We start from the raw sequence: 16,139 nt of genomic DNA on the forward strand, positions 1-16,139 counted from the left end.
AGGTTTTTTGTTTGCTCTTAAGTTTTGATGATTTGGAGTAGGACAAACAAATTGTGAGAAAAAAATTTAAGTTGAGATGAGTGTTAGATTTTCTGACATAAATTTAGTTTATAGTAGAAAATGAAAGCGGAAACAATGTTGTGGTAGGTAGAACGGGGGAAAAATAAGTGCAAATACAATAATTAACTATTAATTCTGTTTATTATGATAATTAAAAAAACTTAGTATACTATTCCGAAAATTGAAGTTAATTTATAAGAAATAGAATACTTGCTAGGAAAAAGAAAGGAGGAATTCGCTAATATTACCAGTAATAGAGAGTGGCAACTCAACTAGAAAAGAGTGAATAAATATACTTTTTAATTTGTAATTATTAAAACCTCAAAAAACCTTTTGGAAAGATGTAATTAAAATTCTTCATTATATTAGGAGGGAACGTATGTTACAAAAATGGCATGAAGAGCTGGAAACAATGTTCGATCAGATGGTGGAGTGGAGAAGACATATGCATCAGTATCCTGAGCTGTCATTCCAGGAGGTTGAAACTCCAAAGATGATTGCAGATATCCTTGAGGGATTCGGAATAGAAGTGAGGCGCAATGTTGGGGGCAGAGGTGTAGTAGGAAAAATCTATGGAGCGAAACCAGGGAAAACGATTGCCTTGAGGGCAGACTTTGATGCATTGCCAATTCAGGATGAGAAGGAAGTGCCTTATAAGTCAAAGGTCGCTGGTGTAATGCATGCTTGCGGGCATGACGGCCATACTGCCACATTGCTTGCCGTTGCAAAGGTACTGCAGGATAACAAGGAAAACATCGCCGGTAATATAGTGCTTTTACATCAGCATGCAGAGGAGCTGTCACCAGGCGGTGCAAAGGCAATGATTGAAGATGACTGCCTTGCAGGAGTTGATGTAGTATTCGGAGCACATCTATCCAGTTTAAGTGAGTTAGGCAAGTATTATTGCAAGCCAGGCTATTCCCAGGCTGCAGCAGATGCATTTGAAATCACAGTAAGCGGAAAAGGCGGACACGGTTCATCGCCACATGAAACGGTCGATGCTATCGCTGTCGGCACAGCTCTTGTTACACAACTGCAGTTCATTGCAAGCCGCAGAGTAGATCCACTGAACCCTGTTGTACTGTCAATCGGTTCCTTCCACAGCGGCAATGCTAAAAATGTTATTGCTTCAAAGGCAACATTGACTGGAACAGTAAGAACACTCGATAAAGACTTACGTGTATTTATGGAAGAGGAAATACGCTTAATGGCAGAGAGTGTTTGTGAAAGCATGCAAGCATCTTGTGAAGTGAATTACATAAAAGGATATCCTGCCGTTTATAATCATGAAGAGGAAGTGGCTGTTTTTGAGAAGGTGATTGCAGACAGCCTAGATAAGGAAATGGTCGTTCGATCTTTGCCAATTATGGGAGCAGAGGACTTCTCCTATTATCTGCTAGAAAAACCAGGCATGTTCTTCCATACTGGTGCAAGAATAGAAGAGGCACAAAGCTATCCGCACCACCATCCAATGTTTGATTTTGATGAGAGAGCCATGATAAATGCCGGCAAAGCTTTCTTGAGTATTGTAGAGCACTATGTTGCTATTAAGTCACAAGAGGAAGTGGCGGAAACTGTTCTTTAAGATTTGTAGTCAAGCTGATAATTTAAATAGTGGATGGGAGAGATGCTGCAATGTTAAGCAAATGGTGTGAAGAAATTGAAGCGATGTATAGCAAAATGGTGGAGTGGAGACGTCATTTTCATGAAAATCCCGAGCTTTCCTTTCAAGAAGTAAACACTAGCAAAATGATCGGTGATTTACTTGAGAGCTTCGGAATTGAAATAAGAAGAAATGTTGGCGGAAATGGGGTTGTTGGAAAAATTCGCGGGGCGAAACCGGGGAAAACCATTGCTTTGAGAGCTGACTTCGATGCATTGCCAATTCAAGATGAGAAGGATGTTCCCTTTAAATCGAAGGTAGACGGAATCATGCATGCATGCGGACATGATGGTCATACAGCCACATTGCTGGCAGTGGCAAAGGTGCTGAATGACAATAAGGAAAGTCTTGCAGGCAATATTGTGCTTTTACATCAGCATGCAGAAGAGCTTCCGCCAGGTGGAGCTATTGCCATGATAGAGGATGGATGTCTTGATGGAGTAGATGTTGTGTTTGGGGCACATCTTGCTTCAGGAAATGCGCTTGGAGAAGTGCTATATGGAGTCGGACCTGCTTCTGCTGCAAGTGATACCTTTGAATTGAAGATTCAGGGCAAAGGCGGACATGGAGCTTCTCCGCACCAAACAATTGATTCTATTGCAATTGGAGCGCAGATTGCTAACCAATTAAAGCATATTGTCAGCCGCCGTGTTAATCCGCAAAAACCTGCTGTTATCTCAATCGGCTCCTTCCATGCAGGTAATGCTGGGAATGTCATTGCAGACACTGCAGAAATAACTGGCACAGTCCGTACTTTTGACGAAGATGTTCGTGACCTTATTGAAAAAGAAATGGATGAACTGATTAGCGGTGTTTGCAAGGCATTTCATGCAACCTATGAATTTGATTATTCAAGAGGCTATCCTTCCACTGTGAATACACAGGAAGAAACAGATATTCTTGTAGAGTGCATTACAGCTAATTTACCAGATCAGAAGCTAGTGGAAATCGTGAAGCCAGGAATGGGCGGAGAGGATTTTGCTTATTATCTTCAACACAGACCAGGCTCATTCTTTTCTGTCGGTGCTAGAAACGAAGAAATCGGTGCTGTTTATCCTCATCACCATCCAATGTTTACATTTGATGAGAGAGCAATGCTTCATACAGCAAAAATTTTCTTGAGTCTAGTAGATTATTATCTGAATCCTGAAAAGGCTGATGCATTAGTAGAATCAACCACTATTTAACTGAAATTCAACTGGAGGGGGAAGAATGGGGAACAATATTTTAGAAGTGGATAAACTGCAAACGGCTTTTAAAACAGATAAGGGGGAAGTCATTTCTGTCGAAGAAGTGACTTTCCAGCTAGAGCCTGGTGAGACAATCGGGATTGTCGGTGAATCAGGCTGCGGTAAGAGTGTTACTTCTTTATCTATCATGAGACTTCTCGGAACACACGGCTTCATAAAAAAGGGCTCTGTAAAGCTGAATGGCAAAGATTTAACACAAATTTCAGAGGCTGATATGAGAAAGGTGCGCGGAAACGAAATTTCCATGATCTTTCAGGAGCCGATGACCTCCTTAAATCCGGTATTCACAATCGGAAACCAAATGGTTGAATTGATTCGTCTGCATATGGAATACAATGCGAAAGAGGCAAAAAGCTATGCAGTAGAAATGCTTCAAAAGGTTGGGATACCGAGAGCAGAAGTAATTATTGATGAATACCCCCATGCTCTATCGGGCGGAATGAGACAGCGGGTCATGATTGCGATGGCATTATCCTGCAAGCCAAAGCTGTTGATTGCAGATGAGCCGACAACAGCCCTTGATGTCACAATTCAAGCGCAAATACTGGAACTAATGAAAAGCTTAAAAAAGGAATCGAACACTTCCATTATGATGATCACACATGATTTGGGCGTTATTGCTGAAATGGCTGATAAGGTGATTGTTATGTATGCCGGCCAGGTGGTGGAGGAAGCGGATGTATTTACATTATTCGATGAACCGAAGCATCCATATACAAAAGGTTTAATCGATTCCATCCCTCATTTAGAATACGATTCAGATGAGAAGCTGTATTCTATCCCTGGGTCTGTACCGACATTGCAGCAAATGCCAAAGGGCTGCCGTTTTCATACAAGATGTCCTTATGCAATGGAAAAATGCATTGCAGAAAGACCTCCCCATGTAGAGGTTGATGGCAAGAGTGAGCATAAAGTAAGATGCTGGCTTTATGATGAGGCAGGCAGCAAGACAAGCACACATACTAGTGGAAGTGAGGTAAATGTATGAGTAAGATAACTTTACCTGAAAAAGACGGAATATTAGGACAATTATCCGATCCGTTGTTAGAGATTAGAAACCTCAAAAAATATTACCCAATTAAAAAAGGTGTGCTGTCGAAAACAGTCGGTCATGTAAAGGCTGTTGATGGGCTGGATTTCTCCATCTATCCTGGTGAAACCATCTCCCTAGTTGGTGAATCGGGATGCGGTAAATCAACGACAGGAAGAGCAATTGTTAAGCTGGACCCTCCGACAGATGGGAGTGTGCTGTTCGAAGGAAAAGATATGGCAGATTTAAGCAAAGGGGAATTGCGAAAAATCCGCACTCAAATGCAAATAATTTTCCAGGACCCTTATTCCTCCCTTAATCCGCGCAAAAGAATCGGCGATCTTTTAGCGGAGCCGCTGTTGGCACATAAATTAGCTTCAAAGGAAGAGGTGAACAAGAAGGTAGATCAGATGCTTGAGACAGTGGGATTAACTAAGTTCCATAAGGGGAGATATCCTCATGAGTTCTCAGGTGGCCAGCGGCAAAGGATTGGTATCGCAAGGGCACTGATGCTGAATCCAAAATTGATTGTTTGTGATGAGCCTGTATCTGCACTTGATGTTTCTATCCAGGCACAGGTGCTGAATCTGCTCAAGGACTTACAGAAGGAGTTCAATTTAACTTACCTTTTCATTGCCCATGGCCTTGGTGCAGTCAAATATATCAGTGACAGAATTGCGGTTATGTACTTAGGGAAAATCGTTGAGCTCGGCAAAACCGGTGATATCTTTGCAAGGCCAAAGCATCCGTATACACAAGCGTTGTTAAGCGCCTACCCGATTCCAAATCCGCATTTGCGGGATAGAGAGCGGATTGTGGTGGAAGGAGATGTACCGAGTCCGGCTAATCCTCCAAAGGGGTGCAGATTTCATACGAGATGTCCGTTTGCGGCTAATATTTGCAGAGAGCAGGAGCCTGTTTTGAGCGGAGACAGCCATACGGTTGCCTGTCATTTTCCACTATCATAACAAAGGGAGGGAGCTCATAAATGCTACAGTACATTATCCGAAGAATATTAATTGCCATTCCAGTATTGTTTGGGGTGACGGTATTTAACTTTGTCATCATTAATATGGCACCCGGAAACCCTGTTGACATGTACCTCAATCCAGATGCAACAGAAGCGGATGCAGAAGCAAAGAAGGAGGCGCTCGGACTTAATGATCCTATCTATGTCCAATACTTCCGCTGGCTTAGCAATCTGCTTCACGGAGATTTTGGTTTTTCTTATACAACCTATGAACCAGTGCTCGATCTTATTTTAACAAGAGTGGGGCCAACGCTTCTCCTCATGGGGGCAGCACTTGTCATTGCCTATATTATTGCTATTCCGATTGGGATTCTCAGTGCGACAAGACAGTATTCTTGGATTGATTATTTAACGACAACATTTTCCTTTTTAGGTGTTTCCATCCCAAGCTTTTTTCTAGGACTCGGAGCGATTTATGTGTTTGCGTTAGTGCTAGGTGTCCTCCCTACAGGTGGAATGTTTACACTTGGAAGTGACGGAGGCTTTATGGATACACTCGTTCACCTCTTGCTGCCGGCACTCATATTAGGAACAGGGATAGCAGGCAGTACAGTCCGATACGTTCGAAGCAGCATGCTTGAGGTGCTGGGACAGGATTATTTAAGAACAGCCAGAGCAAAAGGGCTTAAGGAGTTCATTGTCACAAATAAACACGCTTTGAAAAATGCCCTTATTCCAATAATCACGATTATAGGTATGGAAATACCAGTGTTAATAGGTGGTGCAGTTGTAACAGAACAGATCTTCCAGTGGCCCGGGTTAGGACAATTGACAATCCAGTCAATCAGCTCCAGAGATTATCCGACATTAATGGCGATAAACTTCCTGGCTGCTTTTGCTGTACTGTTCTCCAATCTGCTCACAGATATTCTTTATTCTGTCGTCGATCCGCGCATCAAATATAGCTAAGGGGGGAGGAATTAGGATGAGTATACCAAATGTAAAGCTCGATACAGAGCTGCCAATCAATCAGCTGCCAGTTGCAGTCAAAGAGGAGCTTGGCAATGAAGAAAGCTATCTAAAGCTAATTACGAAACGATTTTTTAAACATAAGCTGGCTGTTGTCGGTTTAATCATTTTCAGTTTCATTGTGCTTTTAGCAATATTTGCTCCGCTGATTGCCCCGCATAATCCTTATGCTGTTGAAGGGGAATTCGCTGCGGCACCAAGCGCTGAACATATTCTTGGGACAGATGAAGTAGGCAGAGATTTATTTAGCCGATTGATATATGCTGCCAGAGTTTCTCTTTCAGTAGGCGTCGGTGCTGTTGTTATCTATGTAGCCATCGGTACTATTTTAGGTGCGATAGCTGGATACTTTGGAAAATGGGTAGATATGGTCATTATGCGTATTACAGATGTCTTCATGTCGTTCCCTTATTTGATGGTCATTCTAGTTTTGGTAAGCATCATGGGGCCAAAGCTCATTAATGTTATTCTGGTTTTAGGCTTGCTTGGTTGGCCGTCGATTGCACGGCTTGTTAGGGGGAGCGTCCTTTCCATTAAGGAGATGGACTATGTGAAGGCAGGTGTTGCTCTAGGTTTTTCTACACCAAAAATTGTTTTTCAGCATATCTTGCCAAACTGTATTGCCCCAATTTTAGTAAATGCAACCTTCGGGATTGCTTCGGCAATTATTATGGAAGCTTCTTTAAGCTTTCTCGGCATGGGTGTTCAGCCACCTACAGCGAGCTGGGGGAATATGCTGACAGAAGCACAATCAATAACGGTATTGGCATCACAGCCATGGCTTTGGATTCCACCGGGCATTATGATTTTGCTTTCCGTGCTTTCCATTAACTTTATGGGCGACGGACTGCGAGATGCAATGGACCCAAAAAGCCTGAAGTAAGTGATGGGAATATATATTCACAGTCTAAAGATAAATGGGGGAAAACAGATGAAGAATGTATTCAGAAAAGGATTAGGCTTAATTGCGATTGCAGTCCTGCTTTTATTGTCAGCATGTTCAGGTGCAGCAAACAGCGGCACGAATGCAGGGGGCTCCAAAGACAACACGATGTATATCGGACTAGTAAATGCTCCAGTCAGCTTCAACCCTATTAACTCATCTGATATTGCTGCTTCATGGCTTGAAAAATTCATGTTTGATACGTTTTTAGAAATGACTGGGCCGCTGGAATTCACTCCTAAGCTTGCAGATTCATTTGAAACAGAAGACAATCAAACATTCACCATTAAGCTGAATGATAAAGCAGAATGGTCTGACGGAACGCCAGTAACAGCAAATGATGTTGCGTTCACGATGAATCTTGTGGCAAACCCTAAAACAGAAACAGCAATCGGCACATATTTGACAATCATTGACGGATTGACCGAAAACGGCAAGTTCCCAGATGGTGTTACAGAAATTCCTTCCTTAACAATTGTTGATGATAAAACAATCCAATTTAAGACAAAAACACCAGTAGATCCAAACATGGTTAAAGAACAGCTTGGCTCTAAATTTATGATTCTTCCAGAGCATGTTTTAAAAGATGTAGCTCCAGAAGACTTGCAGAAGGATCCTTTCATGCAAAAACCGACAGTAACAAATGGGCCGTTTAAATTCGTAAAATATGCGAAGGACCAATATGTGGAGTATGAAAAGAATGACAACTACTATTTAGGTGAAGTAGAGCTTGATAAAATGTTCGTTAAGATTATGCCTGCAGCAAACCTTGTTGCACAGCTTCAAACAGGTGAGATTAATATGAATGCTGCCGGCGGTATCGGCAAGATTGCTGTACAGGATTTCGATACAGTGAAGGGCTTTGAAAATGTAACAACAAAAACAGATAAAACATATGGCTATCAAAATATGATGTTCAACACAGAAAAAATTACTGATCAAAAAGTCCGCCAAGCAATTGCTTATGCGATTGACAGGGAGAAAATAGTTGATCAGCTGTTGAAGGGTGAAGGAGAGATTGTTGATGGACCATATACATCAATTAGCCCTTACTTGGATAAGGATTTAGCAACATACACATATGACCCAGAAAAGGCAAAACAATTGTTAGAGGAAGCTGGATGGGATTTCAACAAAACAATTGATTTTGTTGTACCGATTGGCAATAAAGTTCGTGAGCAGTCTGCTGATATCATTGCCCAAAACTTAGAGGCAATCGGCTTGAAACTCAATACAACAACTTATGATTTCCCGACAATTATGTCAAAAGCAAAAGCAGGCGAATTTGATTTGCTGCTTATGGGATTCACGAATACAATCGATCCTGATGTGACTACTGTTTATGGTAGCGGCGCTACAAGCAACTATACTAACTACAGCAACCCTGAAGTTGATAAGCTGCTTCTAGCAGGAAAACAAGAGCCTGATACAGAAAAGCGTAAAGAAATTTACAATCAGCTTCAGGCAATCTGGAGCGAGGAATTGCCAGTCTTCACCCTTTATTCCGATTTTGATTTTGGAGCAGTATCAAAAGATGTTGCTGTCGGAGAACCGAAAGTATTTGGCTTCCATAATGAGATGTATAAATGGTCACTGACAGGAGCAGAATAATAAAAAATTAATTTAAATTTAAGGCGGGGGCTGTAGAATAATTCTACAGCCTTTTTACCGTAAACTTAGCGGAGCTGCTCCTGCCTAAAAAAGTGCTGAGATAGGTATAAACTTATGTTTTCTATTTTGGGGAAAAGAGGTATGATAATAGCAATATTTAGTTTTCCTAAAGAATTTAAAAACGGTTACATTGTTTATACAAAAGGCGGGAGGAGAAACATGGCAAAAATATTCAAAAGACTTCGGACATATCAAGTCAGCATCGCTGTTGCATTAGTTCTGATGCTGACAGAACTTGCAGTAGAGCTTGTCCAGCCTCTTATTATGGCAAAGATTATCGATGATGGATTGGCACATCAAAATACGGACACTGTTATTTTTTGGGGAAGCATTCTTGTCGGTATTTCCCTGCTTGCCTTTGCAGCAGGAATTATCAACACATTTTATTCAGCCCATGTCAGCCAGAACTTCGGCTACAGCCTCCGCAAAGAGCTCTATTCAATCATTCAATACTTTACATTTGCCAACAGCAGCAAGTTTTCCAGTTCTTCCTTAATAACAAGGCTGATAAACGATATTACACAGCTGCAAAATATGATTTTTATGAGCTTGCGTTTCCTTCTCCGTTCTCCCTTATTAATAGTCGGCGGAATCATCATGTCCTTTGCTGTCAACGCCAGGCTTGCTTTAATACTTGCAGTGACTATTCCTGTTATCATCCTGATGTTTATATGGGTAATCCGCAAAGGCGGGAGGCTGTTTAAGAAAGTACAGAGTAAATTAGATTTCGTGAACAATGTAATGCTTGAAAACTTAACCGCCGTTAAGCTGATAAAGGCATATACTCGAAAGCGATTTGAGAACGATCGGTTTACTGTTGCCAGTGATGATTTAAAACAAAGCACAGAAAAAGCGTTGCGTGTAATGGAAATCACTGTTCCGCTCTTGCTGTTTATCATGAATCTCTGTATAATTGCCATCCTTTGGCTGGGATCAGGCCAAATAGCTGCTGGTGAGACACAGGTGGGGGATGTTGTTGCCATTATCAACTACTCATTAAGAATTACCTCTTCTCTATCTGTCATCACAATGCTCATAATGGTGATTTCCCGCTGTAAGGCATCAGCTGACAGGCTGCAGGAGGTTTTTGAGATGGAAGAAAAGGACAATGATAAAGCGAATCCTTCTCAGCAGCAAAAGAAAATTACCGGAAAATTAACATTCCGAGATATTGCCTTTGCTTATCCGAATACAAAAGTAAATGTACTGGAGAAAATCAGCTTCACTGTACAGCCCAATGAGGTCATTGCTGTCATGGGAATTACCGGAGCAGGAAAAACATCATTATTTCAGTTAATACCAAGACTCTTTGAACCGACTAAGGGTGCTGTTTATATGGATGACACAGATATCACTGATTATGATCTTGATTCCTTGAGAAAGCAGATTGGCTATGTGCCGCAAGTTTCCTTATTGTTTACAGGAACAATAAAGGAAAATATCATGTGGGGAAACCCTTTTGCTTCTGATGAGATGATAGTAAAGGCGGCTAAAGATGCACAAATACACGAGACAATTATGAAGCTGCCGAAGAAATATGAGACAAGAATTGGCCAAAAAGGCATTAATTTGTCTGGCGGACAAAGGCAAAGACTGTCTATTGCAAGGGCACTCGTAAGAAATCCTAAAATATTGCTTTTGGACGACAGCACAAGTGCGTTAGATTTGCAGACAGAAAAAGAGCTGCTTCAGGCAATCTCCACATATAATGCGACTGTACTTTTAATTACTCAAAAAATTTCAACAGCACGAAAGGCAAATCGAATTCTTCTGATGGAGGAAGGGAAAATTCTTGCCTATGCCCATCATGAACAGCTGTTGAAAGAAAACAAACTTTACCAGCAAATAGTTGAGTCACAGTTAGGGAAGGAGGAGGCTAGTCATGTTTAAGACCCTGACCGATGCTTTTTTGTATCCTAAGCCGGAAATAGGTAGGAAGGCTACAAAGAAAAAGGCGATGACAAAACCCCGAAACATGAGCAGAACCCTGTATCGTTTATGGCAGTACATGGCTGTCCAGAAAGGCCTACTCTTTGTTGTGCTGTTTCTTGTAGCCGCAAGCTGCTTGTTAGGTTTATTAGGACCTTATCTTGTCGGTAAATCAATCGATCAATATATTGTAAACAAAGAATTTACCGGGCTTGGCACGATGCTGCTTATACTCGGGGTCATCTACTTCTTTTATTCTGCCAGCCTATTTTTGCAGAACTATTGGATGATTGGCATATCCCAGTCAACGGTGTACAGACTTCGCACTGACCTTTTTGCGCAGTTTCACCAGCTGCCGATTGCCTATTTTGATAAAAGACAGCATGGAGAGCTGATGAGCAGGGTGACAAATGATATTGAGAATGTCAGCTCCACACTCAACAGCTCTGTTATCCAAATATTTTCGAGTATTCTAACACTGATTGGAACGGTCTCCATCATGCTCTGGCTCAGTCCTCTCCTCACCGTACTGAGTTTAACGATAATACCTGTTATGTATTTTGGGATGAAATGGATAACGGCAAGAACAGGAGTGCTCTTTAAGGAACAGCAGAATAAATTAGGGAATCTAAACGGTTTTATTGAGGAATCCATTTCAGGCCAGCGAATTGTTAAAACCTTTTCCCTAGAAGACAGGATGATTAGTGACCTTGTTGATAAAAGTGAAAACTTAAAAAATGTTAGCTATTGGGCCCAAGTTTATTCTGGCTTTATTCCAAAGCTGATGAACATGCTCAATAATATCAGTTTTGCACTGATTGTCGGTGTCGGCGGACTAATCATTTTAAAAACAGGAAACATTTCTATCGGAGTTATCGTCATATTTGTTGAATACTCACGGCAGTTCACCCGCCCTCTGAATGATCTTTCCAATCAGTTCAACACATTATTATCTGCAATAGCTGGGGCGGAAAGAGTATTTGAAGTGCTTGATGAACAGAAAGAGGAGAAGGATGAAAACACAGCCTTTTCTCTTGAAGCTGTAAAGGGTGATGTTGTTTTTTCAAATGTGTCTTTTGCTTATGAAGAAGATAAAGGCATTTTGAATGGTGTTTCTTTCCATGCTAAACAAGGTGAAACGATTGCCCTTGTCGGTCCTACTGGAGCAGGAAAAACGACGGTCATTAACCTTCTGTCGCGATTTTATGATGCCACAGAAGGTACAGTCAAACTCGATGGCTATGACCTTACCACTATTAAACGAGAGAGCCTACGCTCCCATATGGGCTTTGTTCTCCAGGATGCTTATTTATTTTCAGGGACAATTAGAGAAAATATTCGTTATGGAAGGCTGGATGCAACCGATAAAGAGATAGAGGAAGCAGCCATGCTTGCAAATGCCCACAGCTTTATCAATAGTCTGCCGGACGGATACGACACGGTTTTGGCAGCAGATGGGAACAGCATCAGCCAAGGACAAAAACAGCTGTTGTCAATTGCTAGAGCAATCCTTGCTGACCCTAAAATACTTATACTTGATGAGGCAACGAGCAGTATTGATACAATAACTGAATTGAAAATTCAAGAAGCGCTGCAGGTGCTGATGAAGGAGAAAACCTCCTTTGTTGTTGCTCATCGATTGAACACAATAAAGCATGCCGATTGTATACTAGTGCTTAATAATGGTGAGATCATTGAAAAAGGGTCGCATGATGAGTTATTGCTAAAAAAAGGCTTTTATTATCGACTGAACCAGAACCAGTTTCAGACAAATTCTGGCGAAAATGGAGCTGAAGGTCTTTAAAATACCAAGAAAAGGGGAATTGACTGACCGGTCATTTTTCTCTATAATAAAGACAGGTGCCTGTCACCCTTAACATTTCGAAGAGGTGAATGGTTGAAATGAAAACAATCGATCAGATTATCGAACTTTTGAAGAATATTGGAGTCAATGCAGAAAAGGTTTATAGAAAACCAAAGGAGACTTATTGATTTATGGATCGCTCTAACAACAACGAATCACTGCTTTCTCTAAACGATTGGAGCTTAGACGACCTTTCAAATGAACTGATAGAGTGGAAAAACAATTTAATCGTCTATCGCTTTGCTTTAGAGGAAGTTAATACAAAACTGAAAATATTAAATGAAGAATTTCAATTTATCCACAATCACAATCCGATTGAACATATTAAATCACGAATTAAGGATCCGCGCGGGATTATGGTAAAACTTAACCGCAAAGGTCTCGACATTACAGTTGAAAATGCGAAAGAGCATATTCACGATATAGCTGGTGTACGAATTACCTGCTCTTTCATCTCTGATATTTATGACATTTATGAAATGCTGAAAAAACAAAGTGATATAAAAATCGTAGAAGTAAAAGATTATATTGAGAACCCAAAACCAAATGGTTATAAAAGTCTCCATTTAATTGTTAAAATTCCTGTGTTTTTGAGCAATGGAATGGAAGAAGTATATGTAGAGGTACAAATAAGAACAATAGCTATGGACTTCTGGGCAAGCCTTGAGCATAAAATTTATTATAAATTTGATAAAGGCATACCAAACCATTTGCTTGCAGAACTGAAAGAAGCAGCAGATGCGGCCCATGAACTCGACGTTAAAATGAAAAAGATTAAAGATAGAGTTGATATTTACCAAACAGTTGGAGATGCTCAAACCCTCGTCTAAATTAAAAAAGAAAGTCTGCATTTCTCAGCAGACTTTCTTTTTTTCTTAAACTGCTGTTTCGATGATTGCATATCTATTTTTACGAGAATAATTTATAATAAGGAGATGCTTTTGTATTTGAACCTTTAGATGTTCTAATAAACATAATCCTTATAACAAAAAGGAACAGTAAAAAGCAGCAGCTGCAATGAAAAAGGAGAATAAAATGAGTAACCAAACCCTTTTAAATAAGATGAAACCATTTATAGAAGAAAACTGGGCTAAACAAGGTTTTCAAAAACCAACAACTATTCAAGACAAGGCTATTCCGGAGATTTTAGATGGCAAGGACATCATCGCTGAATCGCCAACAGGTACGGGAAAAACATTGGCATACTTGCTGCCGGTATTAAATAAGATTAACGCAGAATCCAAGGCTATGCAGGCAGTAATATTGGCCTCTTCTCAGGAGTTGGTTATGCAAATTCTGGCTGAGGTTCAAAAATGGGGAGAGAACAGCGGTGTGAGATCTGCATCGTTCATTGGCGGAGCTAATGTAAAAAGGCAATTAGAAAAGCTGAAGAAAAATCCTCATCTTGCTATTTGCACACCTGGAAGGGCTTTGGAGCTTATTAAGCAAAAGAAGCTAAAAATGCATGAAGTAAGAACAATTGTCCTTGATGAGGCTGATCAGCTTCTCGTTCCAGAGCATATTGAATATGTACGCCAAATCATTAAAGCGACACAGAAAGAGGAAAGACAGGTTGTAATGTTCTCAGCAACGTTGACAGACAGAACAGAAGCGCTTGGCAAGGAACTGCTTTTAGATCCAGCAGTTATTCGAGTTAAAAAGGATACTACTATTGAAGCAGCAGATGTGCAGCATATATATTTTCAGGCAGAGCATCGAGACAAAATTAAACTGATGGAGAAAATCTCTCGTCTTGAAAATGCAAAGGTGCTTGTTTTTATTAAGGACATTGGAAATTTAGATGTGCTTCATGAAAAATTAGCCTTCAAGGAAATTAAAACGAGCAAGCTCCATAGTGATCTTAACAAGATGGACAGGCAAAAATATACAAGACTGTTCCGGTCTGGCAAAACGAGTATGCTGCTGGCAACAGATGTTGCAGCACGCGGGCTAGATATCCAAAATATAACCCATGTTGTGCATTTTGATTTTGCAAAAGATAAGACCCAATATATTCACCGTTCCGGCCGAACAGGACGATTCGGTAAAGAAGGTACAGTCATCAGCCTTGTAACAGAAAGAGAAGAACGGGAATTGAAGCAAATGCTGAAAGAATTAAAACTTCCCCTCAAACGCAAAGTATTTTATCAAGGTGAAATTACAGACGTACAATAAAATAATCAACTCAAATGCCGCTAAAAAATTAGCGGCATTTTTTTATTTTTATGCCTGCAAATTTTTACTACATAATATTGGAGAATTTTCACAAGATAAGACAAGAATAATATTTTGCAGGTGAATTAATATGGTTACATTTGTTTATTTATTGCTGATTGGCATGATGGGAAGCCTTACCCTGATTTTAGATATGTTCGTATTTCATGACAGCCTAAAGAATTGCTTTATGAACATATATAAGGCTGAAGTTGGAGCAGGAGCAATCACTATTGTCTTAACAGCAGGCTTTGGCTTTATCTGGTCTGTAGTGGTTGATTTCAGGAGGCTGAAAAAGAAGCTGCAGGGAAACAAAACCAATGCTTGAAACTATTTATGTTAAAAACTAAAGGAAGTGGAGTCCAATGCTCAAAGAGAACATTTCTTTAAGCCAATTAGCAGCATTAGTATTCAATTTTCAAATTGGCAGCTCCATTGTTTTCGGACTTGCATTAGACGCAAAAGAGGATGCATGGATTGCTCTCTTTATTGCATTTGGCTTTGGGATTTTCATCACTATGTTTTATTTATATTTAAGCTCACTGCTTCCTGGGAAAAATTTGTATGAGATGTTTGAGTACTGCTTTAAAAGACCGATAGCAATATGTATTAGCTTCGTGTACATCATTTATTTCTTGTACTATGCTTGCCGGATTATAAGAGACTTTGGAGAATTGATATCTGCGACGGTACTGCCGACCACTCCCATTGAATTCAGTACTTTTACACTGCTACTTGTGATAGGTTATGTGCTCTATTTAGGGATTGAGGTGCTGGCAAGGACATCTGAGATATTCACACCATATGCGATTATTTTTATGGTCCTATTAATTGTGTTTTTATATTCGGGGAAAAACCTGGATATGACAAATGTCAAACCTGTTTTAGGAGAAGGATTCAGCCCTTTATGGAAGGTGATTTTTCCTTATGAACTCGTACGTCCATATGGCCAGCTGCTTATTTTAACATTCATCCTTCCGAGTGTATCCAGATTAGATCAGAGCGCCAAAGTCGTAATGTCCAGCATGATTATTTCCAGCCTTTTGCTGATAGCATCATCTATGCTGATTATTCTGGCGTTAGGTCAAAATATTGCTCTTCGTTCTAATTTCCCGCTGTTGAGCGCTGCCCGTCTTATCTCTATTGGGGAATTCATTCAGCGGGTTGATGCAATCGTTGTTTTTACAATGGTGCTAGGGACATTAGTGAAAAGCTCTATTTACATATATGGAGGATTGAAGGGACTAGAGTATGTATTTTCGATTCCATTTCGCTTTTTTGCAATTCCCGTTTCATGTTTAATTTCACTATTCTCGATTTTTATTGCAAAAGGCTATTCCGATCATATTAACGAAGGACTGCTTTCCAATCCTTTCTTGCTGCATGTACCACTGCAGTTTGGGCTGCCTGCATTGTTATTAGTTATCCTGCTCTTTAAAAAATGGAGAGGGAAAAACAATGGCAAACAGATGAAGGAAAGGAATATGTAAAGTAACTTGCTGTGCAATAATCCATA

General features: G+C 40.3%; 13 protein-coding genes. All 13 read left to right on the forward strand.

What is annotated here, in order from left to right:
* Positions 1–439: 439 nt before the first annotated feature.
* The 13 genes from MKX82_RS02420 to MKX82_RS02480 all read left to right on the forward strand — a co-directional run bounded on the left by MKX82_RS02420 (position 440) and on the right by MKX82_RS02480 (position 16,113).
* Entirely contained in the window at positions 440–1,645 is a 1,206-nt protein-coding gene (locus MKX82_RS02420; RefSeq protein ID WP_233316276.1) for an amidohydrolase, read from the forward strand.
* A 50-nt stretch (positions 1,646–1,695) separates the two neighbouring features.
* Positions 1,696–2,910, forward strand: a complete 1,215-nt coding sequence (locus tag MKX82_RS02425; RefSeq protein ID WP_341074818.1) for a M20 family metallopeptidase — start codon at positions 1,696–1,698, stop codon at positions 2,908–2,910.
* A 25-nt stretch (positions 2,911–2,935) separates the two neighbouring features.
* The gene (locus MKX82_RS02430; RefSeq protein ID WP_341074819.1) at positions 2,936–3,961 is read left to right on the forward strand and encodes an ABC transporter ATP-binding protein; all 1,026 of its coding nucleotides are present in this window, start codon (positions 2,936–2,938) and stop codon (positions 3,959–3,961) included.
* On the forward strand, positions 3,958–4,971 hold the full coding sequence (locus MKX82_RS02435; protein WP_233316279.1) for an ABC transporter ATP-binding protein: 1,014 nt from the start codon (positions 3,958–3,960) through the stop codon (positions 4,969–4,971). Before MKX82_RS02430 ends, MKX82_RS02435 begins: the two co-directional genes overlap by 4 nt.
* Before the next feature lie 20 nt (positions 4,972–4,991).
* Positions 4,992–5,942 (forward strand): ABC transporter permease, encoded by a 951-nt coding sequence (locus MKX82_RS02440; RefSeq protein ID WP_233316280.1) that lies wholly within the window; start codon positions 4,992–4,994, stop codon positions 5,940–5,942.
* A 16-nt stretch (positions 5,943–5,958) separates the two neighbouring features.
* The gene (opp4C, locus tag MKX82_RS02445) at positions 5,959–6,885 is read left to right on the forward strand and encodes an oligopeptide ABC transporter permease (protein WP_233316281.1); all 927 of its coding nucleotides are present in this window, start codon (positions 5,959–5,961) and stop codon (positions 6,883–6,885) included.
* A 48-nt stretch (positions 6,886–6,933) separates the two neighbouring features.
* Positions 6,934–8,556: an ABC transporter substrate-binding protein gene (locus MKX82_RS02450; protein WP_233316282.1), complete on the forward strand. Its 1,623-nt coding sequence runs from the start codon at positions 6,934–6,936 to the stop codon at positions 8,554–8,556.
* Between the two features lie 219 nt (positions 8,557–8,775).
* Positions 8,776–10,506, forward strand: a complete 1,731-nt coding sequence (locus MKX82_RS02455) for an ABC transporter ATP-binding protein (RefSeq protein WP_341074823.1) — start codon at positions 8,776–8,778, stop codon at positions 10,504–10,506.
* Positions 10,499–12,349, forward strand: coding sequence for an ABC transporter ATP-binding protein (locus tag MKX82_RS02460; RefSeq protein WP_445738823.1), 1,851 nt, complete (start codon positions 10,499–10,501; stop codon positions 12,347–12,349). Before MKX82_RS02455 ends, MKX82_RS02460 begins: the two co-directional genes overlap by 8 nt.
* Before the next feature lie 191 nt (positions 12,350–12,540).
* A complete protein-coding gene (locus MKX82_RS02465; RefSeq protein ID WP_233316285.1) occupies positions 12,541–13,239 on the forward strand; it encodes a GTP pyrophosphokinase in 699 nt (232 codons plus the stop codon).
* Between the two features lie 205 nt (positions 13,240–13,444).
* Positions 13,445–14,584: a DEAD/DEAH box helicase gene (locus MKX82_RS02470; RefSeq protein ID WP_233316286.1), complete on the forward strand. Its 1,140-nt coding sequence runs from the start codon at positions 13,445–13,447 to the stop codon at positions 14,582–14,584.
* 130 nt (positions 14,585–14,714) lie between these two features.
* The gene (locus MKX82_RS02475; protein ID WP_233316287.1) at positions 14,715–14,951 is read left to right on the forward strand and encodes a hypothetical protein; all 237 of its coding nucleotides are present in this window, start codon (positions 14,715–14,717) and stop codon (positions 14,949–14,951) included.
* A 37-nt stretch (positions 14,952–14,988) separates the two neighbouring features.
* On the forward strand, positions 14,989–16,113 hold the full coding sequence (locus tag MKX82_RS02480; RefSeq protein ID WP_233316288.1) for a GerAB/ArcD/ProY family transporter: 1,125 nt from the start codon (positions 14,989–14,991) through the stop codon (positions 16,111–16,113).
* Positions 16,114–16,139 lie beyond the last annotated feature (26 nt).

Origin of the sequence: Niallia sp. FSL R7-0271, from assembly GCF_038005785.1 — a bacterium.
In the GTDB taxonomy this organism is placed as follows: Bacteria; Bacillota; Bacilli; order Bacillales; family Cytobacillaceae; genus Niallia.